This window comes from Pseudoalteromonas sp. OANN1, assembly GCF_024124685.1.
Taxonomy (GTDB): domain Bacteria; phylum Pseudomonadota; class Gammaproteobacteria; order Enterobacterales; family Alteromonadaceae; genus Pseudoalteromonas; species Pseudoalteromonas piscicida.
The window spans coordinates 392,906-413,518 of sequence record NZ_JAMXSE010000001.1 but is presented as its reverse complement, the minus strand read 5'-3'; the positions used below and the strand labels follow the sequence as shown (position 1 = coordinate 413,518).

Annotated in this window: 18 protein-coding genes; 8 read left to right on the top strand and 10 right to left on the bottom strand. The window is 43.3% G+C overall.

Annotated elements, in window-relative coordinates:
- Positions 1 to 20: 20 nt before the first annotated feature.
- Positions 21 to 1,538: a winged helix-turn-helix domain-containing protein gene (locus NH462_RS01925; RefSeq protein WP_253103482.1), complete on the bottom strand. Its 1,518-nt coding sequence runs from the start codon at positions 1,536 to 1,538 to the stop codon at positions 21 to 23.
- 138 nt (positions 1,539 to 1,676) lie between these two features.
- Between NH462_RS01925 and NH462_RS01920 the strand changes: the two genes are divergently transcribed.
- A complete protein-coding gene (locus tag NH462_RS01920; RefSeq protein WP_253103480.1) occupies positions 1,677 to 3,104 on the top strand; it encodes a serine hydrolase domain-containing protein in 1,428 nt (475 codons plus the stop codon).
- 115 nt (positions 3,105 to 3,219) lie between these two features.
- On the opposite strand, the gene NH462_RS01915 is transcribed toward NH462_RS01920, so the two are convergent.
- Positions 3,220 to 4,848 (bottom strand): methyl-accepting chemotaxis protein, encoded by a 1,629-nt coding sequence (locus tag NH462_RS01915; RefSeq protein WP_010375838.1) that lies wholly within the window; start codon positions 4,846 to 4,848, stop codon positions 3,220 to 3,222.
- A gap of 414 nt (positions 4,849 to 5,262) precedes the next feature.
- On the bottom strand, positions 5,263 to 5,781 hold the full coding sequence (locus NH462_RS01910) for a hypothetical protein (RefSeq protein WP_010375836.1): 519 nt from the start codon (positions 5,779 to 5,781) through the stop codon (positions 5,263 to 5,265).
- Positions 5,782 to 5,894: 113 nt separating this feature from the next.
- Here NH462_RS01910 and NH462_RS01905 point away from each other — a divergent pair, with 113 nt between their 5' ends.
- From NH462_RS01905 to map, 5 genes are all read left to right on the top strand, one after another.
- A complete protein-coding gene (locus NH462_RS01905) occupies positions 5,895 to 6,383 on the top strand; it encodes a hypothetical protein (protein ID WP_253103478.1) in 489 nt (162 codons plus the stop codon).
- A complete protein-coding gene (locus tag NH462_RS01900; RefSeq protein ID WP_010375831.1) occupies positions 6,380 to 6,754 on the top strand; it encodes a rhodanese-like domain-containing protein in 375 nt (124 codons plus the stop codon). The genes NH462_RS01905 and NH462_RS01900 overlap by 4 nt, the downstream gene beginning before the upstream one ends.
- Positions 6,755 to 6,951: 197 nt before the next feature.
- Complete coding sequence (locus NH462_RS01895; protein WP_253103475.1) at positions 6,952 to 9,216, top strand: TonB-dependent siderophore receptor; 2,265 nt, start codon at positions 6,952 to 6,954, stop codon at positions 9,214 to 9,216.
- A 181-nt stretch (positions 9,217 to 9,397) separates the two neighbouring features.
- Complete coding sequence (locus NH462_RS01890; RefSeq protein WP_010375827.1) at positions 9,398 to 9,598, top strand: ParD-like family protein; 201 nt, start codon at positions 9,398 to 9,400, stop codon at positions 9,596 to 9,598.
- A gap of 1 nt (position 9,599) precedes the next feature.
- Positions 9,600 to 10,370 carry a type I methionyl aminopeptidase gene (gene map / locus NH462_RS01885; RefSeq protein ID WP_253103467.1) on the top strand — a complete coding sequence of 257 codons (771 nt, stop codon included), beginning with the start codon at positions 9,600 to 9,602 and terminating at the stop codon, positions 10,368 to 10,370.
- A gap of 12 nt (positions 10,371 to 10,382) precedes the next feature.
- Here the strand turns inward: map and NH462_RS01880 are convergent, their stop codons facing one another.
- Both NH462_RS01880 and NH462_RS01875 read right to left on the bottom strand, forming a co-directional pair.
- Positions 10,383 to 11,186, bottom strand: a complete 804-nt coding sequence (locus tag NH462_RS01880) for a methyltransferase domain-containing protein (protein WP_253103465.1) — start codon at positions 11,184 to 11,186, stop codon at positions 10,383 to 10,385.
- Positions 11,187 to 11,207: 21 nt separating this feature from the next.
- Entirely contained in the window at positions 11,208 to 11,963 is a 756-nt protein-coding gene (locus tag NH462_RS01875; RefSeq protein WP_253103463.1) for a Nif3-like dinuclear metal center hexameric protein, read from the bottom strand.
- A 191-nt stretch (positions 11,964 to 12,154) separates the two neighbouring features.
- On the opposite strand from NH462_RS01875, the gene NH462_RS01870 reads away from it, so the two are divergent.
- The gene (locus NH462_RS01870) at positions 12,155 to 14,188 is read left to right on the top strand and encodes a tetratricopeptide repeat protein (RefSeq protein WP_253103456.1); all 2,034 of its coding nucleotides are present in this window, start codon (positions 12,155 to 12,157) and stop codon (positions 14,186 to 14,188) included.
- A gap of 85 nt (positions 14,189 to 14,273) precedes the next feature.
- On the opposite strand, the gene NH462_RS01865 is transcribed toward NH462_RS01870, so the two are convergent.
- Together NH462_RS01865 and NH462_RS01860 are read right to left on the bottom strand one after the other, a co-directional pair.
- Positions 14,274 to 15,347: an efflux RND transporter periplasmic adaptor subunit gene (locus NH462_RS01865; RefSeq protein ID WP_253103453.1), complete on the bottom strand. Its 1,074-nt coding sequence runs from the start codon at positions 15,345 to 15,347 to the stop codon at positions 14,274 to 14,276.
- Between the two features lie 14 nt (positions 15,348 to 15,361).
- Positions 15,362 to 18,472, bottom strand: coding sequence for an efflux RND transporter permease subunit (locus NH462_RS01860; RefSeq protein ID WP_253103452.1), 3,111 nt, complete (start codon positions 18,470 to 18,472; stop codon positions 15,362 to 15,364).
- 285 nt (positions 18,473 to 18,757) lie between these two features.
- On the opposite strand from NH462_RS01860, the gene NH462_RS01855 reads away from it, so the two are divergent.
- Positions 18,758 to 19,222 carry a hypothetical protein gene (locus NH462_RS01855; RefSeq protein WP_010375813.1) on the top strand — a complete coding sequence of 155 codons (465 nt, stop codon included), beginning with the start codon at positions 18,758 to 18,760 and terminating at the stop codon, positions 19,220 to 19,222.
- Positions 19,223 to 19,285: 63 nt separating this feature from the next.
- Here NH462_RS01855 and NH462_RS01850 read toward each other — a convergent pair whose 3' ends face one another.
- The 3 genes from NH462_RS01850 to NH462_RS01840 all read right to left on the bottom strand — a co-directional run bounded on the left by NH462_RS01850 (position 19,286) and on the right by NH462_RS01840 (position 20,611).
- Positions 19,286 to 20,080, bottom strand: coding sequence for an NPP1 family protein (locus NH462_RS01850; RefSeq protein WP_010375811.1), 795 nt, complete (start codon positions 20,078 to 20,080; stop codon positions 19,286 to 19,288).
- A 100-nt stretch (positions 20,081 to 20,180) separates the two neighbouring features.
- Entirely contained in the window at positions 20,181 to 20,342 is a 162-nt protein-coding gene (locus NH462_RS01845; protein WP_253103450.1) for a DUF2496 domain-containing protein, read from the bottom strand.
- Complete coding sequence (locus NH462_RS01840) at positions 20,339 to 20,611, bottom strand: late competence development ComFB family protein (protein ID WP_010375804.1); 273 nt, start codon at positions 20,609 to 20,611, stop codon at positions 20,339 to 20,341. Before NH462_RS01840 ends, NH462_RS01845 begins: the two co-directional genes overlap by 4 nt.
- Between the last annotated feature and the right edge of the window lie 2 nt (positions 20,612 to 20,613).

The window sequence follows — 20,613 nt, the reverse complement described above, 5'->3', positions numbered from 1 at the left end:
TGGTATACAGCGCACAGTGACTACTTTGGTGTGCGCTTTATTCTTTTCTTTAAGTTAGTCAGAGTAAGCTGCTCAACAATGCTATCTAAAAAATGAGCTTGATCTGCCGTGATATTGAAGGGTAATGCTTTAAACCTAAACTCGTCACTAAATCCCAGTTGAATAGCCTGTTTGAAATAGTCCTGAGCCTTGTCATTTTGCTGATGGTAAAGGCTGATGAGACCGAGGCTAAAGACTAATTCAGGGTCTTGGTTGCCGGCCTTTATCTGGTTGGCAATATCATTGGTGTATTTACTTATTGATTGATGCTTAGTAGTGAGGAGTGACAAGTATAATTGACTGAATAATGCGTATTTACCGTGCTTTTCAACAGTCAGCGCTAAAACATCGGTCGCTTTATCATGATGATTGTTACTTAGATAAGAAAGGGCTGTGAACCAGTTTAATGTCTGGGAATTTGGTGCGGCTTTGGCTAATAAGTTAAGTTGTTGGATGGCTTGTTCGTGCCGCGCTTGTTGCTGCAAAAACTGGATGTGTTCTAGTTGTATCCAAGGAGAGCCCTTTACTTCAGGGCTGGCATTGACAAGTACCTTGCTAAACCAGTTGGCCATATACATTTTGCGCAGGCAGTGGAGGTAGCTAGCAACTACCTTGGGTTCGGTGGGAGAAGCCTCATAAGCTTGGCGTGCTAGCGGGTATGCATCAATGGTATTGCCTTGCAAGAGATAGGTCTCGGCTAGGTGTGACTTTAACAAAGGCCAATTAGGTGTATTTGCTATGGTGTCATTTAGAAGTTTTTGTGCTTGATGGTAATGCCCTTGAAGCGTCTGTGCTTGAGCCAAAAGCAGATTTGCTGATGGACTATCAGGTGTTAAGTCCAGCGCTTTTTCTGTATTGATCCGGCTTTTCGTCAGCGCGTCTGCAACCTGATTATATAAGTTGTAGTCGCTCAATAATGCTCGACTCAAGCCCTTATAATTCTCATCTACATCTTGCGATGTTGTGATGCTTTGCTGATACAGCGCTATCGCCCGCAAATTATCTTCTAAAGTTTGTTGGGTAAAGTGTTGCTGGGCGATGCTCAATGTTGCGTCCGAGTTTGTTGAAGAAAATGGTGAGGTAAAAGGGGAGTGATATATACAGATTGCAGACACCAGAATTAAGCCGATACTTCCGCCGGCTAGAGTAGTAAATCGTTTTACTGCTGGCGCTTGCGCTTCATGATTTATCATATTAACGGTTGCGCTAAAACGGTATCCGAAGCTGCGTTCAGACACGATATATTCTGGTTTATTGGCATCATCTTCAAGGAGCTTTCGTAGCCTTGCTATTTGTTTTTTAATCGCATCATGAGTCACGACTCGACCAAGCCAAACTTGTTGTTCTAATTGCTGGTGGCTCACAAGGTGAGGTGCATGCTCAATCAGGTTCAGCAACAATCTATGCGCGAGCGGTGTCAGTACATGAGACACATCGCGATGACTGATGGTGCGAGAAGATACATCAAAGTCCCATTTTTGATTCAACTGATACTGCAAGTCATCAATCCTGTATTTTTTATTTTATTGATTTAAAAGCTTTTAATTGTTCCGTCACGCAATGTCACCAAAGCACACTGGCAAGCCAACATTAGATACGTAGAGTAAGACTCGTCATAACAATAAACAAGGATTTACATGAAAGCATTACCCCATTTACTGTTATTTTTATGCTTGTTTTCTATGCCTGCTCAGGCGACGACTCAACTGCACAAACAACTAGATGACTATATCGCGCAGTATCACCAAATTAAAGAGTTTGATGGTGCCGCTTTGGTTGCTCGAGGATCTGAGGTGTTACTGCAACAAGGTTATGGGTTTGCCAACGTAGAGTGGCAAATAGCAAATCAGCCCAATACTAAATTTAAGCTAGCATCAGTGACCAAACAGTTTACCGCGCTTTTGGTATTACAACAGGTTGAGAAAGGAAAGATTGAGCTTGATGCTAATATTTCCAGTTATTTACCTAAATACCGAAAGGATACGGGAAACCAAATTACCATAAGGCAATTACTTAATCACACGTCAGGCCTACCTGATGTGTTTAAACACCCTGAATTTCGCCAAGTGCAAAGTCACAACCCTTATAACCGCGATGAGTTTATCGACCATTTCTGCTCAGGAGACTTGTTGTTTGAGCCGGGCTCTGCGTTTCGTTACAGCAATGCCGGTTACACTATACTTGGACGTATCCTTGAGCTTGTGAGTGGACAAAGTTACTGGCAACTACTTGAAAAGCAAATATTAGTACCGTTAGATATGAAAGAAACTGGATTTGCCGATGATGAGCAGGTAATTAAAGGCCTAGCCAGTGGTTACGATACCACGTTAAAGGGGTTCAAACATGCCGATTTTATTGACATGACTGTGCCTTTTTCCGCGGGTGCAATGTATTCAACGGTGCTAGATATGTATAAGTGGGACCGTGCATTATACACAGATAAACTATTAACGCCTGAGACCAAGACATTGTTATTTACCCCCTCTAAACATAGAAATTACGGGTTTGGCTGGGAAATCACCAACAAAGAAGATGCCAGTCAAACTAAAACGCTGATTCACCATGCCGGTGGAATCCCAGGGTTTGGGGCTAAGATTGCAAGAGTATTGGAGGACAAAACGGTTATTATTTTGCTGGATAATACAGGTGGTGCGCCATTGACACAGATGATTGATGGCATACTTGAAATCCTTGCAGGTAGGGCTGTAGCAGCGCCTAAGTTAAGTCCATATCGGCTGCTTTTTGCAACGATTCTATCTGACGGCGTTGAAGTTGCGATTAAAAACTATCAACAACAGGTTCGCGAAGGGAAGGGGCTGAGTGAGCGCCAGCTAAATCGCTTTGGGTATCAATTATTGGAAGTCGGTTATTACGACGCCGCAATTGAATTTTTCAAATTGAATGTTACGGCACACCCAAAAAGCGTGAATACCTATGACAGTCTTGCTGAGGCGTATCTAATTAAAGGAGATAAAGCCAATGCACATGTTACTTATCGGCAGTTATTGCAATTAGATAGTAGCCATGAGGTGGCTAAGAGATTTGTAGAATCAACCTTGAAGTGAGCGCAGCAGTCAACTTTTGCTATGTCTGTTACCGAGCATAGTTTTCTGATGATAGAGTGTTTCAATTATATAGCGCCTAGCTAAGCCTAAGCGCTATTAATTTCGTCGGGTTATCTTAGAGCGTAAACTTGTCGACTTGTGACTTTAAGTCATGGGCAAGTTTACTCATTTCATTACACGCCGTCGCGGTTTGGTTGGCACCTTCGGTCATTTCAACGGCTGAGTAATTGATAGTCTCGATATTTTTGTTCAGCTCCTCTGAAACCACTGATTGCTGATGACAAGCTGACGCGATCTGTGTACTCATGGCTGCGATGCTATCAATTTGAGATTCAATTTGATGGATCATATTGCCAGCGACTTCCGATTGCTCAACACAAAGTGCAATACCTTGTTCACAGCTTTTGGTTGCCACGCCAGTTTCCTTCGACTTGGTTTGTAGGTCGTTGACGATTTCAACAATTTGCGTGGTTGAATCTTGGGTGCGTTGGGCCAGTGAGCGAACTTCATCCGCAACAACGGCAAAACCACGACCTTGCGCGCCTGCACGAGCGGCTTCAATGGCGGCATTTAATGCCAATAGATTCGTTTGTTCCGCGATCTCTCTGATTACGTCAACAACCACATTAATGTTGTGTGAGTTTTTCTCGAGATTATTGGCAAGCTCGCCTGCAGATGTGACTGTTTGTGCAACGTCTGAAATATGATTAATATTTGATTTAAGTGCGTCGCTGCCTTCTCTGGCTTTTTCACTTGCCTGATTTGCTGACTCAGCGCCCATTTCTGTACTTTTAGCTACTTCACTAATCGCAGCTTGCATTTGTGTCATCGCGGATGCGACGGATTGCAGCTCATTTTGTTGTACATTCATGCCTTGGGCATTTTGGTAAGAAATAGCATTTACTTCTTCTACCGCTGCAGTTAATTGAATGGCTGAGTCATTGATCATGGTGATCAAGGCGTGTAACTGTGAACGCATTTTTTCTAAAGATTGGGTCAATAAACCGAGCTCGTTCTTGCCTGTATCTTCAAGTGTAATCGCATGATTTAGCTCACCACGGGCGATTTTACTCGCAAGATCCACGGATAAAGCAAGCGGTGTCTTAATCGCTTTACTCAACAGCATACAAATAATGACTATGGTTATTGCAACGAGTAATCCAGAAATCGCTAAAGTAAATAGGGTGCTATTAACGGCTGATATAGCCGAGCGCTCAGAATTTTCAACACTGCTATCATTTAGTGCTTCCAGTTCACTAAGCTCAGACATGGCGTTGGCAAACAGGGGGTAGCTATCCAAAATAATACGATTTGCTTCTTTTGCGTTGCCACTTAAGATAAGGCTTTCATAATGATAGGTCGCATTGACGTATCGCTGCCAAGCTTTAATAAATGCGTCGAATAACGCTTTTTCTTCTGTGCTGACCGGTAATGATTGATAAAATGCTATCTTGTCATTTAATGACTTCTTCAGATCTCTTAATATAGCGAGCCAGTTTTGTACCTCTGAGTCTTCAGGGTTTAATGCAGTACTAAACTCATCTTTACGTATCGTTGCTAAGTCAATTTTAATGTCTTTGATGGTTTCCATCGATGGAATACTGGTTCTGACTATGTCGTTCAGATTGGCGTTTACTTCTTTCATTCCTTGGTAGCTCATCAAGCCAACTCCAATGAAAATGACAAAAAGTAAGGTGAAACTTAACGTTATTTGGTTAGAAATAGATAGTTTTTTTAACTGCATTATTGAAGCTCAATGAATCCATGGATGATGATTGATATTTAAAGGGGCGGTATTGTATTTGAAAAGCAGGTGATATTAATAATTAAATGTTTTTTGCTAATGTTTGCAGTTTGTATTATTTGTTGATTATATTTTGTGTTTTAGATTTGTGATTTTTTAGCTGAAAGGTGGTGTGGTTTTTTATCCTCTTTTTGTGATTTTCTTTTCTAAAAAATGTCCGGTTTTTAACTTTGCCACATCACTTACTTTTTTGTTCAAAATCTTTACGTTATGGAGACTTATAAATAGCGTTGAAGGACAAAGTTGAGGTATGTAGCCTAAGTGAATTAAAATTCACCTAAATTTTAGTTGTAGAAATCTGCATAATATTGATTTAGTTAAGTCGTTATAAAGTAATAGACGCGCTAGGACTATTTAGACTTCATACCTTTTATCTCGTTGCCTAGTCATTTCATCAAGTACCATTTGGATCATCTGTTGCTTTATATCAGCATGCTGTGATTTAAGCTCATCAAGTTGTTGGGTTAAAATCTCGATTTCTTTTTCTGTTTCATTATCGCGGTACTGTTTTGCGCCGGTATGTTCATATCTCAGGGTATCTTCTTGTGTCGTTGGGACATCAATATCACTTACTGTGGATAATTTTATGGCCCGCTGCAGAGGTGTCTTTTTTAACTCGCTAATAAGCTGTTGTAAATGTTGGATTTGCTCTTTCATTAGGGCTTCAGACTGTTCTAACATTTCATATTGTTGCTTAAAATTAGGGTTGTTACCTTTGTATTTCTTTGCCTTTTTATCCATAAACTCAGTCAGTATGGTTTCATTTGCTGGTTTTTCTTCCGTTTCTTCTGTGGAGTTACTTGTGGCAGTGGATGTGTCGTTGTTTGCGTTTAGTGCGTCGGCAAAGTGATGTAGCTTCGTTTGAATTTCCATAACGTTATCCTTGTTATCTCTATTTCTAACTGTATCGGAGTATTTCCTGATTTCTTTAGCTGTTTGGTTAATCCCCGCTAAGCTAACAAGGTTGGTTATAAGGAGTCAGTGAAATGAAGGTATGGTTGGTTATTAGTATTTTGTTTTTTAGCTGCAGCAGCTTAGCTAAATGTGAAGGCCAGGTATTTAGACAGTTTGATTTTTGGCTTGGAGATTGGTCGGTAACGAGCGTAGGAGGCCTTGAGTCTGGACGTAATCGCATTACCCGTGAGTATGATGGTTGTGTCATTAAAGAAAGTTATACCACTGAACTTGGGTATCGTGGTGAGAGTATAAATATTTATGATGCTTCCACTCATCGTTGGCATCAAACTTGGGTGGATAATAGTGGGCTGTTGTTACAGTTGGATGGTGAGTTTCATGAAGGGAAAATGGTATTACAAGGGGATAGGAAAAATGCAGCAGGTATTAAGGTGACGGATAAGATAACATGGACTGCGAATCCAGATGGTACGGTACGTCAAGTCTGGCAGAGTAAGCAAGGGGCTGATGAGTGGCAAATAGTATTTGATGGATTATACAAAAAGGAGACTAAAGAATGAGAAAACTGATTATTAGCTTTATGTGGTTTGTTAGCAGTATTTGCTATGCCCAATCGGAAACGATCACACAGCAAGCACTGATGGTAAATCAAATGTCTGCAGACGCTTACACCATAGTGGACGTACGAAGCCCTGAAGAGTTTGCCGCAGGACATATCAAAGGGGCAATAAACATTCCTTTTAATGAGATTGAAATGCATCAGGAAGAGCTGACTAAATTGACTGATACACCACTCGTAGTGTACTGCCGCTCAGGGCGTAGGGCTGGCATCTTCATTAAAGCACTAGCGCCAAAAGGTTACACCTTAAAACACCTAGAAGGTGATATGAATAAGTGGCTGGCGGAGTCTTTACCTGTGGTGGAAAAGTAGGGGTTCCCTACTTTTTGAGTAAATAGTAGAGGGTAAAAACAAAAGGTAAACGGCAAAGCTCAATAGGGTTTGGTCGCTGGTACGTTTGAATAGCGCTTAAAATAACTTCATATCACTAAAAAAGGGACTTGAAAGAATCATTAATATAAATGATAATCACTATCGTTTTCAAAATAAAGTTAATTTAGGGAAAAACGATGCGCTCTTCATCTCCACGTACACGAAACAATTCTTTAAAACTCTCTCTTTGCGCCACTTTTGTGCTGTTCTCACTACATGGCAATGCACATGCCGCTGATGATACGCTAGCTGCTGATGCCGCGGGTGATGGCAGGGCTCAAGAACTAGAGCATATTTATGTGACTGGCACGAGTGTAAAAAATTACACTGAGTCCGCGAACAAAGCAGCATTAAAAATGATTTTATCACAGCGTGAAACGCCTCAAGCGGTGACCGTTATCACTAATCAAATGATGCAAGATTGGCAAACGGTTAACATTGATGAGATCTTGGAACATGCAACGGGCTTTTATGCAAAGCGGGGGGCCAGTCTCGATAGGACACGTTTTTCTGTACGTGGCGGTGATGTCAATTTAATCCAAATAGATGGTGTGCAACAGTTTCCTGGTGGCCGAAGACCGAATGTAAACGGGGATGCGGTTGCTTATGAGCGCGTGGAGATTGTACGTGGTGCAAATGGTTTATTAACTGGCGTTGGTGACCCAACCGCCACCGTAAACTTAGTAAGAAAACGTGCAACAAGCGATGAGTTTAAGGGCAGTGTGGCGGTTTCGGCTGGTAGTTGGGATAATTACCGCGCAGAGGTGGATGTGGCGAGCGGGTTAAACCAAGAAGGCAGTATTCGCGGCCGCTTTGTTGCTGCACATTATGAAAGAGATTCTTATATTGAGCGTTATAGCCAAGAGAAGACGTCAATCTACTCTACTATTGAGGCAGATCTGACCGACTACACCTTATTACGACTCGGTGTGGAATATGCTGATACTGCTTCAAAAGGGGCGATAAATAGCCACTCTCAACCTTACTTTTACGCTGATGGTAGTCGCTATCAGGGACGCCGTGGTGACACTGGGATGACGGCAAAATGGAGTAGCTGGCCAATCGAAGAGTACACCTATTTTGTTGGGCTTGATCACGCGTTTGAAAACGATTGGCAACTCCATGCCATCGCGACTTACAATACTATTGAGATGCAAGGTGGGCAGCTGTTTTTCGTCTATCCAGATGGGCCTATCAACCCTGATGGCAGCAGCGATAATGGATTCGGTTACAGTGCTGTAATAAGTAGCTCCGAAGATGAACAAAAGACAATAGACTTGTCACTCCAAGGCCCAGTAGAGCTATTTGGTCGTACGCACGATGTTATTTTCAGCTACAACCAATTCAAGCGAGAGCGTACCTCATTTGGCAATGAAGCAGACCAAACCGCGATTTCATTGGAAGGATTAAATTTTCACGATTGGACAGGTGACGTGCCGCGCTATCCGTTTAAAGATTTAGGCCGTGATAGTTTGACGGTAACAGACTCTAATGGTGGATTTGTGGCCGTGCGTATTAACCCGCATGATGATGTTAAGCTTATTGTTGGCGCTAGGATCACCAATTGGGAGTACGATATTGACCTCTATGATCCTAATAACGGTAACTTTCTTCGTAACCGCTATCATGAAAAGGTGGATACAGAAGTTACGCCTTATGCCGGGCTCGTGGTTGATATTAATGAGCAATATAGTGTTTACGCAAGCTACACAGAGGCATTTCAGCCGCAAGCCTACTTTGATATCAATGATAAAATGCTCGACCCAAGCACCGGCGAAAGCTATGAGCTCGGGGTAAAAGGTGAGTTACTTGATGACACCTTGAACTTTACGGCGGCGGTGTATCGTAATGTTGAAAATGGGCTTGCGATTGTCGATCCAAACTACCCAGACAGCTATCTAACTCCGCAGGGCAATAGGCCATATATTCAGCGCGGTGAAGGCGATACGACAGAAGGCTTTGAAGTTGAATTTACGGGCTCTATCAATGAGCAGTGGAATATCAGCTTAGGGCTATCAAAACACAAAACTGAATCAAAAGATGGCAAAGAGCTGTTAACGGATCAGCCCAAAGAGCTCATAAACCTGTATACAACCTATGACTTTAGCGAGTTTGTTGACGGCTTGACTGCGGGGCTTGGAATTAATTGGCAAGGTAGCTTTTATGCAATACCACAAAGGCCATTGCCGGGCGGCGGTAGCGAGGCGTATAAGATCACACAATCTTCCGGAGCGTTACTTAATTTAATGGCAAGATATGAAGTGAGTGAACAGCTTAGTGTGTCGCTTAACTTCAACAACCTACTGGATGAAAGTTACTACAACAGTATTTCATCTTGGGACGGCTATGTAATGCACGGCGAACCGTTCAATTGGCAATTAGGGATGCGCTATAGCTTTTAGTGAGTCAACCTAAGCTTGGGTGACTTAAGCTTAAAATACGGAGTGCACCGCCGAGGCGGTGCATTTTTTTGCCTTAAATTTTTTTGCTTCAAAATAATAAGCAAATTGGCATTAGATTTTGCATTGTTCCGCAACTCCGTTATTATATAAAGCATATATGATATGTATATGGTTTATATAAATGGGTATCGTAAAAATTTCAGATGAACTACACGATGAGATCCGTGAAGCGAGCACTGTGATGTCGCGCTCAATCAATTCACAGGCTGAGTTCTGGATTAAAATTGGGCGACTTGCCGAGCGCAATCCAACGCTTACATTTACAGAGATCATTACGGCAGAGATGTCGCGAGTGAAGTCACAACAGCCAAAAGGAAATTGAGATGCAAGAGGTTACCTTCAAAACCGCTGATGAGATCCAATTGATGCGCGAAAGTGGACGATTGCTTACGCAGGTGTTTGACTACATTGATAGTTGGATTGAACCCGGAATTTCTACGCTAGAGATTAATGATAAAGTGCACAACTTTATTGTTGATGAGCTTAAAGCGCGTCCTGCCAGCCTTGGTCAATATGGTTATCAGTTCGTCCTCAATAGCTCTGTAAACGAGGTTGTGTGCCATGGTGTGCCGAGTAAATCACAAATCTTAAAGTCTTCAGATATTGTAAACATCGATATTACGCTTGAGAAAAATGGCTTTATCAGCGACTCCAGCAAAATGTACGTGATGCCAGACGCATTACTCCCAGCCAAAAAGTTAGTGGCAACGACTTATCAAGCGATGTGGGCTGGGATAAAAATGGTTAAACCGGGAGCAAAACTTGGGGATATCGGTGCGGCTGTACAACAAGTGGCGGAAAAAGCAGGTTACAGTGTGGTACGCGAGTATTGTGGTCATGGGATCGGTAGAGAAATGCATGAAGCGCCAAATGTATTGCACTATGGCAAAGCAAATACCGGGATGACGCTAAAGCCTGGGATGACCTTTACCATTGAGCCGATGATCAATCAGGGAAGCGCAAAAATTAAAACCAAAAAAGATGGCTGGACTGTAGTAACCCGAGATAAAAGGCTATCGGCGCAGTGGGAGCATACTGTGCTGGTAACAGATGACGGTGTTGAGGTGTTAACCCTAAGAGCGGAAGAAGCGTAAGCAGTGCTGTACTTACGCTTGCTTTAACATCAAGTGGGTGTAACGACCTAGAGACGCATAGGGCTCTTTACGATTGTATTTAAGCTCTAAGGCGAGCAAAGCATCAAAACCTTCATCCGCCTTATTCAACTCCCTTAAGTAGTCATGAAAACAGCGAACACCGGTTTTTTGCATAACGCTGAGTTTTGCTTTATCAAGCCAAGTTGCCATATCAGTTTGGCTAATTGGTTTATTGGGACTGAGACCTACTTTTTGTTTTACCTTAAGGCCTTTTTGCACATAGTCGAAGTTACCGTACACCATATTGGCCATCAGATGCGCCTCATGGTTGAAATACATTAGCGAAAGCAAGCCAGTTTCGCTTAGCTGCGACTTTAGCAGCATAAGCGCACTTTGTTGCTCAACCAGCCATTCAAGCACCGCATGGCACAATACTAAGTCGAATTGTCCTAAGTTCAGCGTATCGAGCGCTTGCAGGGGCGCGTGGATAAAATGAAGCTGGTCATTTAGTCCAGCTTCATGCGCGCGCGTTTTGGCAAGTTCAAGCATCTCTTCTGAAATATCAATCACAGTGACATGGTGGCCTAGCGAAGCTAAATAGAGCGCCAATTGCCCTTGTCCGCCGCCAACATCTAATATGCGTTTGCCACTTGATTGCGTTAGCCAGTCAACTTGTGCGCTTAAGTCACGCTTGAGCACCGCTTCTCTGATTTTACCTTTATTGGTGCCATAGATATTGTTTTTAAACTTGTGCGTTAGTTCAGCAAAGTTTCTATCTGTCGGTGCTGGTTTTTGCTGCTGCTTTTTTCTAGCCATATGCGAGATCACACCAAACGGTTAAACCGGGTTGTCGATATCAATGAATTCAACATCCAAACCATATTGCGCAGCCAAATATTCACCAAGTGCCTTCGCGCCGTAACGCTCTGTGGCATGATGTCCCGCTGCGATAAAGTGGATCTGTTGTTCGTTTGATGAATGAATGGTTTGCTCTGATGCTTCACCCGTTAAGTAGGCATCAATGCCTTGGCTTGCCGCGAGATCGATAAAGCTTTGCCCGCCACCGGTACACCAAGCGATGGTGCTGATCGGGTGATCGCCTGCAACATTTAAGAGCGGCTTTCTACCGAGTTTCTCTGCAACTAAAGCGGCAAAATCAACAGCAGTCATTGGCGTCGTTAATTTACCTTTTACCGCTACGCTATTTTTATTCCAAGGTTCAAGCGGTCTTTCATATTCAAGCCCAAGTAGCTTACCGAGCTGTGCGTTATTCCCGAGTTCAGGATGAACATCCAGTGGGAGGTGGTATGCGATTAAGTTGATGTCATTGGCAAGCAGGGCTTGTAGTCGGCGCTTTTTCATGCCAGTGACACACTGATCTTCCCCTTTCCAAAAATAGCCGTGGTGAACCAAAATGGCATCAGCACCACGTTCAATAGCGGCATCAATTAAAGCTTGGCTTGCGGTAACACCCGTGACGATTTTTTGGATTTCGTCTTTTCCTTCTATTTGCAGACCATTTGGACAGTAATCGTTAATTTGAAATGGCTTCAGTAATTCCGTTAATTGATTCACTAATTTGGTTCGTTTCATAACACCCCCTAACTCTCAGATAGCGCTAGTTTAACTGGTTTTACGATAGATCAAAAAGGGAGATTACACCGATAGATGCGTGCAATATGAAGGAATAAAGGCAAACAGCTCGGATCTGATTGTTCTTTTATTCGAAATAAAAATGAATTACTGTATGTTTGTAGTTCTTTATTATTAGTAAAGGTAAATATATGTTTAAGTTTGCAGTGTTTCTGCTGCTTTTGTGTCCGTTTTGCGTTCAAGCAGAACTGAATGAAGAGGATTTTGAGTCTCTTCGGCTGCAAATTAGAGAGCAATATACCGTTGACCCTAAAGTTGCGCTTCAACTCACTGAACAAGCCTTAAATACTAGCCGTTTGAGCGCAGATCAAAAAATCAAAATCCTGAATTACAAAGCTTGGTTTCAAATGGAGCTGAATCAATTTTCGGCTGCTATGCGCACGATAAATGAAATCAAACGACTGATAAGTGGCGCTCAAGATAAATCACTGATTTATGCTTACTATAATTTGTCGGGGGGAGTTTATTCTAAACTAGGACTGTATGAGCTTGCTTTGGTGCAGTACAAGGATGCATTGATTGTTGCGGAGCAACGAGGCGACGACATGGTATACCAAACAAAAAGTAATATTGCTGACGTTTATTTTTTGCTCGGCCAATATGATGTCGCGTTAGATTACTATAACGAGTACCTGCACTTTCTGAATTCAAACAAAGATGAGCTGTCATTATCATTGCTTTATAACAACATTGCTAAAGTCTACATAGCTAAAAGTGAATACGATAATGCTACAAAGTTTATTGATAAAGCACAGCAAATTCAAAAGAGTAGCAAGTCTGACTACCATCTAGCGTATTCGTCACAGTTTCGAGGAAAAGTCGCGCTTGCTAGAGGTCAACAGGGTGCTGCATCGGCCTATTTCAGGAAAGCCATCATGACTTTTCAACGGCTTGGTAATGTTCGCGAAGTCAATGACGTTAAGCTCGATTTAATTACCTTGGATATCAAACAAGGAGATATCACGGAAGCTAAAAAGCTGGCTGAAGAAGTGTTGGAAGCTGCGAAGCAAACAAACACTAAAAATAAACAGGTACGCGCTTTGTCGGTGTTAGCGAAAATAGCCGAGCTTCAGGGGGACAGCAAACACGCACTGGCTTTAACACAGGAGTTAAGCCAAGTGGAGCGAGAGATCTATGCTCAGCAGCGCAATATTACCTTATCTCGTGCTTCTTACGAACTTGAAATGGTTGAAAAAGAGCTAGAAATAGAGTCGCTTAAACGAGTGCAGGCGGTTCAAGCAGCAGAGGCAAGCGCACAACAAAAGTGGCTGTTGAGTATTATCATATTTATGTTGATTTATGCCGTATCAACTATCTTAGTGATCCAAATAATTCGACGTCGAAATGGCAAGCTACAGGCCACATTAAAAGAGTTAACAAACACGCAAGAAATGCTCGTTGAAGCGGAGAAAATGTCGTCACTAGCTGGATTGGTTTCGGGGATGGCGCATCATCTCAACACACCAATAGGTTTAGTGATCACCGCAAACTCATCCCTTAATGGCTCGCTACGCGACGTTCAAGACAAATTTGAACAAAAAACTCTGTCGCCTAGTCAACTTAATCACTTTATAGGAGATGCTTTAGTGGCATCAGATATTGTTGACCGTAGTGCCAATCGCCTCAATGCCACAGTCGAGAGGTTTAAAGCAATTAATACCTCAATTGGTAGTGCAGAACTTAAAACGATTGAATTATCAGACTTTTTAAATTTGCACATTCGTGAGATGCTGATCCGCACAGCGCCAAACGCTAAGTTAATGTTGGATAACGATAGCCTTGAGGTACAAACCTATCCCAATATCTTGCTTGAGGTATTGAAGGAGTTTATGCACAACTCAGTGCAACACGGATTTATCGACAATCATTTAGAAGACCAACCTCTTATTACCATCCGTGTGAATGAATACGACGATGCATGGCAGCTAAGCTATAAAGATAATGGCCGAGGCCTGCCTGATCATAATACAGAGCAAGTGTTTAATCCCTTTTTTAGTACAAATCTAGCGGCGCAATTAGGACTTGGCTTAACTATTGTATTTAACAGTGTGAGCCATGTGCTTCAGGGCAGTATTAAGGCATATTCAGATGATAAAGGGGTGGAGTTTTTGTTGACCTTACCCAAGCAGCTAAAAAATGGTAGGCGCAAAGCTGTGAAAAATTAATTCAACTACTTTCGGAAGCTGTGATGCTTTTAAAAATGAGCCGCTCATCCATGAGTGAGCTCATTGGGCTAGTAACTGGTTGCTATTAAGGGTTTGTCACCTCGACGTCTTGTCCGGTTTGTAGGCGCTCTGCGCCGCGAACGGCGACTTTATCACCTGCATGTAAGGTATCTTTGGTACGGGGAGTAATTTCAACCCATTGGCCTTTGCCATTGCCGACGGTGACAGGAATTTGTTCGGCTTTATTTTGCTTATCTATTTTGACGATATGGGTGCCTTGCTTGCGTAATATCAAGGCATCACGGTCAACCAGCAGTACGGGTTGTTTGCTGGTGAGCGGCACTGCCACATCAACTAATTGTCCAATTGCCCACGTATGGGTTTGATCTGCTGCCAGTGTTGCACGCACTTCAACGGTCTGTGAGCGCGGATCGGTTGAGGGGATCACCGCTGTGACTTTCGCTGACGTATTATCTGGCTGGGATAAGTCACCAGAACGGATTGGCAGCACTATACCTTTTTGCAAAAACTTTAAGTATTTAACGGGCACATATAAGCGAACTTCAAGATGATGGATATCTAATATGGTGAGCAGTTCATCGGCGCGATTTATTTCTCGCCCTGCGCGTTTAAAACGTTCACTGATAACACCATCAAATGGAGCACGGACCGTTGCGCGAGATAACTTATCGTCAATAACCTTAAGTTCGACTTCCGCTAAGGCGATATCCGACAGCGCTAGGTCATGTTTATTTTGCATTTCATCGACTTGACTCTCTGCCGCACTGCTGGTTTTTGCGAGCTTCTTTAATCGAGTCAATTCTTGTTGATATAAGCGTAAATTGATCTTGGCTCGATTTAATAATTCGGCTTGACGGGCCTTATCGAGTTCCAGCGGGAGTGTGTCCATACGTACTAAGATTTCGTCTTTTGCGACACTGGTACCGGGTTCTGCTACGTACAACAAACGGCCACTAACCCCAGCGGTCAGCGTCACGTCGTCTTTTCCATACAGTGTGCCACTAACTTCAATTTCGCTCGTGAGGGGGGCTTTTGTCACTTCAGCTACGGTGACTGGCACGACGGCGACGGCGTGTGGCGCAACGATCCCAGCACACAGTGCTAGGGCCTGAAGTGTCTGTTTTATTGGGTATTTCATTCTGTTCTCACTACTCACTGATTGGCAACTAGGCTGAGCGGGGCTTTGGCCGTTGATTTGTTTGTTTCGGATGGCGGAGTTTGCCGCCCAAGTTGCAATAAACTCGGCATTAACACTAAAGTAAATAGTGCACTGATAGCCATGCCACCGACGATGACGGTCGCAAGGCCACGGTAGATTTCTGAGCCTACGCCTGGCATGAGCATTAGTGGCAGCATGCCAAACAGACTGGTTAAGGTGCTCAAGTAAACGGGTCTTGCTCTTAGCAACACCGCTTGTCTGACCGATGCTTCACGACTCATGCCTGATGCCATCGCAACGCGAGTCTGATCCACCAGCAAAATGGCATTATTAACGACCAGCCCAAGCAAGATGATAAAGCCTATCATAGTCAGTAAATCCAAGGACTGGAAGGTAAAGAGGTTTAAGATATACAGAGCCAGCACGCCACCTGCGATAGCCAGTGGCATCACTAATAATACCAAGGCGCTGTCTTTGGCAGACTTAAACAGCGCGGTCATCAACAAAAACAAAATGAACAACGCGAGGACAAAATTCAACGCCATTTCTTCCATTGCGGAATTCATCTTTTGCGCATTCCCCGCTAAAATAGCACCCGCACTGGCTGGTAGGCTTGCGCGCACTTTTGGCATTACCTGTTCACTCAAGATGGTTTGCACTTGCTGCAGGCTCATATCAGCCGGAGGCGTGACAACAATGCTGACCGTACGGCGACCGTTCACACGCCGCAGTTGCGTCGGGCCAACTGTACGTTCTATATTTGCCAACTCGCCGAGAGTTTGAATTCCTGACTGAGGTGTTACGATAGGCAAGGCTTTTAGTTCCTCAGGGCTTTGCCAAGGGATACCACGAAGAATAACGTTCATACGCTCGTTACCATCAAAATACTCATTGACGAATAATCCACCGGTATAAGCTTGTACCGCTTGAGATACATCTCGACGCGTTAATCCCGCTTGGGTGATCCTGCGATCGTTAGGCGTTAATCTAAGCTCTGGCTCTGCCATATCCAATCGTGGCTGAGGTCTGGCAGTTGCCTCTGGTAGCGCCGTTTGTACTGCCTGCAAAGCCACTTGAGCAGCTGAGATTAAGTCGTCCATATTGGGACCTGTAAGGTCAATATTAATATCGCGACCATCGCCGCCATTGGCGACTTGGATCATGGAGCCGCGAAAGAAAAACACTTGAGTATCGGGAAGGTCGACGAAGATTTCTTCTCTGGCAACTTTCATCAGTTCTTCAACACGTTGAGGGTCGGCTGAATAGATAAAACCGCCAGCATTAGAACCAAACGCATAGAAATTAAAGTCTTTAATACCTGGCTCTTTTTCGCCTTGGTAGTAGGGCATTAAGCGCTTTTTCACGCGCAGCAGTAGTTCTTCTTCCATAAACTGCACATTGCCACCAGGTGGTGTCACTAGGTTAAAGAAAAAGCCGTCGGTGGGGGCTCTTGGCATAAAGTCAGTTTTTGGCAGGATGGTCAAGGTTGCAACGACCGAGCCACCCAGTAATACGCCAATCCAAGTAAGTTGCTTTACTCTATTATTGGTCAACTTCATGATGAAATTGGTGAGTTTTTGCCAGTATTGATGGTAAGGATCTGGTTTTAGTTCAGAGTCTGGCCACAAATGGTTTGCCAGTGGAATAAGGGTAATTGCACACAACATTGACGCAATAACGGCAATAGAGAGTGTCAGTGCTAAATCGGAGAATAGTTGTCCCTCAATACCCGCCATAAAGAGAATCGGTAAAAAGATGGCGACGCTGGTGGTTGTCGAAGCAAATAATGCTCCGGTCACTTGTACTGCGCCTTTTAAGGCGGCTTTTTTGTTATCGAATCCTTCTGCTCTTAAGCGTGAGATATTCTCTTGAACTATGATAGCGGCGTCTAGTACAAGGCCCACTGCAAATGCCAACCCCGCCAACGAGATCACATTCAGACTACGGTCAAAGATATTCAGTGCGAGAAAGGCGACCATCAATGAAATGGGGATTGTAGCTGCAATCACCAAAGTTGCTTTCAAGCCTCTAAAAAATAGCCACAGGATTAAACAAGATAAGAGTACCCCAAGGCCTAAATTACTTTTTACTAAAGAAAGTGCATTACGAATGTGGACGGAGGCATCAAAGCTGAGCTCAATCGATAAGCCGTTCTCAGCCAGCGGCCCTTGGTTTAATTCATCAATTGCAAGGTTGATTTCATCAAGTAAGGCAACGGTATTTGCCTCGTTAGCCCGTGAGATCCGAATATAGTAGGCTGGTTTACCATTGCGGCCACTCATGCCCAAACGGTCTGAGAAGGTGCGTTCCACACTTGCGATATCACCTAAGTAGATTGGCCTGTCTCCTGAATAGCCGACACGCATTTGGGCCATACTGGAAAGGTCGTATTGGCCGGTGAATCGTACGGTATATTGACGACGTCCAACGTTGGCAAGACCTCCAGAGGTATCGCGAGAGCTCGCAAGTACATTACTGATTTGATCTAAACTAATACCAAGCGCGGCGGCTTTGTGCGGGTCGAAAGTAATACGCAGCTCTTTTGGCCGCTCACTCGCGAGATCGACACGTGCCACGCCGGGAATACGTGCAAGTCTTGGTTCAATAAACTCGTCGATTTGCTTTTGAAACTGCGCCATATCAAAGTCGAGACTATTTGATTGATAGTCTTTAGGTGTGACCAGCAAAGTGGCTGCAGCTTCACCGTTATTACCGCCGGCGAATACGACTGGGTCTAGCGCATCAAGTGGCAACGGCGGAGCCTGATTTAAGCTTGTTAGCACATCTAGCATTGCTTGTTGCATATTTGCACCCACCGCAAATGTTAGCGTAATAGAGCCGTTACCACGATTGATGTTGGTATTAACTTCAAGTGCGCCGGGTGTGTTTTTGACCGCATTTTCTAGCGGTTCGATGATTACAGATTCTATTTCTTCTGGAGCGGCTTGGCGCCATCCCGAGAAAATCGTGATCTGTGGTTGCTCAATATCTGGCGTCAACTGAATGGGCAGTTTAAATATACTTAACAGCCCAAATAAAACAATCAACACCAAGATGACAATTACACTCGCTGGATTTTTTAGCGAACCGCGTGTCACGTTCATTTGGTATATTCCAATCTTGCTTTTTCTGCATTGTAGTGGGATGTAAAAAAAGTGCCAGTAAGGTGAAATTCACGTTTGCTAAAGTTAGCGCTAAATCGGCAAAAATAAGCGACAAAGCGCATTTCTGTAATACCTTGTAACGCTTTTTTATAGTTTGAAAAACTTTTTGATCTGAATTAAAGGCAACTGAACTTGTACTAGTAAGATCAATAGAAGTGGCTAAACTTAGCCGAGTATGATCAGCTCTTTGCAATAATTGATAAATGATGTTCATAAGGAGGTTATATGTACGTTGCGTTAAAATGGGACCATATTATCGGAGCACATTTTGTGCAGTGGATCGTCGTAAAGTGCAGTGGCGTAACGGACAAATTTGGATTGCCACAAGCCTTACCCCCTCGGCGTGATATTGCCTATTTCACCGATCCCCAATCTGCTGAGCAAGATGCTAAACAATTTGCGGATTACAAAAATACTGGGCAAATGGCGCATATTGAAAAAAAATACTCTCCTAACTTGGGGGAGCACCATGGCTTTTGTCACTATGCGTGGGATCACACCTATCTGGGGGAATTAGTAAAACACGCTGTGCTCTACTGGGAAGACGGCAAACACTTTTCACCTGAACCACACCGAAGCGATGTTGCTTATTTTATCGATCCGCAAACAAGTGAAATGGATAGTATTTTCTTTGCACAATATAAGCTAGAGCGAGCAAGACAGCTTAGGCAAAAGCAAGACGCAGGTTAATACCTATTGGTATAAGCATATCGACTCACCTCACCGATGGGTGAGGTGAGTATGTCTTCGCAATTACTGAGCGTTATCTACATCACTTTGTGAGTACACTGGGTAGTCACTGGGTTTAAAGCGATTAAGGTTATTGAGGAAGCGACTGTCTTTAACGGGCAAGGTGGCGGAGCCATAGTCATATTGATTGAGCTTTTCTCGTAATTCCGTGTTCGAAATTCCATCTCCAGCCATTTTGTACCAACTGATGATAGCGGGTGTGACAAAGCGGTAATAGTTGTTTTCAGCGATTTCGTTTGATTTGGCGAAGCGCAGTGCATGGGTCAAAATACCGTCTTTATGATAGACAATTTTTAAATGGCCATTCTCGAATGGTAGCTCATTAGCAGGTTTAGTGAATAAGTCGCCATGTGCGCTATAACTACCGTGTGTAACTATCCCATCTCGAGTCCATACCGCTGCATACTCCCAGTCATGGCGGTGACCACCACCAAAGTAATCAAACACTTGGTCTTTTTTGAAGTAAAGTGCATAGAAGTGTCCACAATACTCGCCGCTAGTCGTTGTTTTACAGGCGTAGCGATGCACAGTATTAGAAGTATTTAAAAATTGATTATCTCGGCAATCACCAGTGATGCGACCCGATGTTTTTAGCCCTGAATTTTGCACACCAGTTCTACTGATCCCTGCACTAGGCAGGCAACCATCACCGTCAAAATCGAACACAGGTTCGGTACCATTGATAATGTAGGGGGCTGGTAGGGCTTCGTCTAATGCCGCAAAGTCATTGGCGTAAGCGTATTGTGTACACGCTGCAACAATTGCGAGGGACAATAAAGGGAGTTGTGTTGTTGTCATACTGCTTTCCTTAATAAATGCAGTTGTGCCGTTTTGCACAACCGCTATCGATTAGAATCTAAGGTTAAAAAAGAAGTATGACTTGAATGTATATTTAATGTTAATTTTTTTGTTGGTTATTTAACTTTTTTTGAAAGTCAGATCTGACAATTTCAAGTGCAGCCATGACTTCTTCTGCTGGAAGATCATGCTCTTCTAACAACATAATAAGGTCGACGGCAAGTTTTACATGAGTTGGCGCTTGTTCTAGAGGGGTGCTCATACTTGAAATTGTTCCTTTTTAGCGATTTGTGAAATGGCAAAATCAATCGCACTTTCTACCGCTTGTTCCATTTTTACACGCTCGGGCTGAGGCAGGTAAAACTCCATGTCGACATCGTAGCGAATATAACGCGATGGAAGTTGGTTCAAAACAGTACAACAAAAATCGGCCATTACGTCTTCATCATAGATTTTATCTAACTTACGACGGACGATATGTTCGACTACCAGCTTTTCATAATAATTATGAATATCATCATGTAACTTCATAC

What these genes read in the sequence shown, in the direction of transcription:
- NH462_RS01920 (WP_253103480.1), top strand. Translation starts at nt 1,677, where the DNA reads ATGAAAGCATTACCCCATTTACTGTTATTTTTATGCTTGTTTTCTATG.
- NH462_RS01915 (WP_010375838.1), bottom strand. Translation starts at nt 4,848, where the DNA reads ATGCAGTTAAAAAAACTATCTATTTCTAACCAAATAACGTTAAGTTTC.
- NH462_RS01910 (WP_010375836.1), bottom strand. Translation starts at nt 5,781, where the DNA reads ATGGAAATTCAAACGAAGCTACATCACTTTGCCGACGCACTAAACGCA.
- NH462_RS01905 (WP_253103478.1), top strand. Translation starts at nt 5,895, where the DNA reads ATGAAGGTATGGTTGGTTATTAGTATTTTGTTTTTTAGCTGCAGCAGC.
- NH462_RS01900 (WP_010375831.1), top strand. Translation starts at nt 6,380, where the DNA reads ATGAGAAAACTGATTATTAGCTTTATGTGGTTTGTTAGCAGTATTTGC.
- NH462_RS01895 (WP_253103475.1), top strand. Translation starts at nt 6,952, where the DNA reads ATGCGCTCTTCATCTCCACGTACACGAAACAATTCTTTAAAACTCTCT.
- NH462_RS01890 (WP_010375827.1), top strand. Translation starts at nt 9,398, where the DNA reads ATGGGTATCGTAAAAATTTCAGATGAACTACACGATGAGATCCGTGAA.
- map (WP_253103467.1), top strand. Translation starts at nt 9,600, where the DNA reads ATGCAAGAGGTTACCTTCAAAACCGCTGATGAGATCCAATTGATGCGC.
- NH462_RS01880 (WP_253103465.1), bottom strand. Translation starts at nt 11,186, where the DNA reads ATGGCTAGAAAAAAGCAGCAGCAAAAACCAGCACCGACAGATAGAAAC.
- NH462_RS01875 (WP_253103463.1), bottom strand. Translation starts at nt 11,963, where the DNA reads ATGAAACGAACCAAATTAGTGAATCAATTAACGGAATTACTGAAGCCA.
- NH462_RS01870 (WP_253103456.1), top strand. Translation starts at nt 12,155, where the DNA reads ATGTTTAAGTTTGCAGTGTTTCTGCTGCTTTTGTGTCCGTTTTGCGTT.
- NH462_RS01865 (WP_253103453.1), bottom strand. Translation starts at nt 15,347, where the DNA reads ATGAAATACCCAATAAAACAGACACTTCAGGCCCTAGCACTGTGTGCT.
- NH462_RS01860 (WP_253103452.1), bottom strand. Translation starts at nt 18,472, where the DNA reads ATGAACGTGACACGCGGTTCGCTAAAAAATCCAGCGAGTGTAATTGTC.
- NH462_RS01855 (WP_010375813.1), top strand. Translation starts at nt 18,758, where the DNA reads ATGTACGTTGCGTTAAAATGGGACCATATTATCGGAGCACATTTTGTG.
- NH462_RS01850 (WP_010375811.1), bottom strand. Translation starts at nt 20,080, where the DNA reads ATGACAACAACACAACTCCCTTTATTGTCCCTCGCAATTGTTGCAGCG.
- NH462_RS01845 (WP_253103450.1), bottom strand. Translation starts at nt 20,342, where the DNA reads ATGAGCACCCCTCTAGAACAAGCGCCAACTCATGTAAAACTTGCCGTC.
- NH462_RS01840 (WP_010375804.1), bottom strand. Translation starts at nt 20,611, where the DNA reads ATGAAGTTACATGATGATATTCATAATTATTATGAAAAGCTGGTAGTC.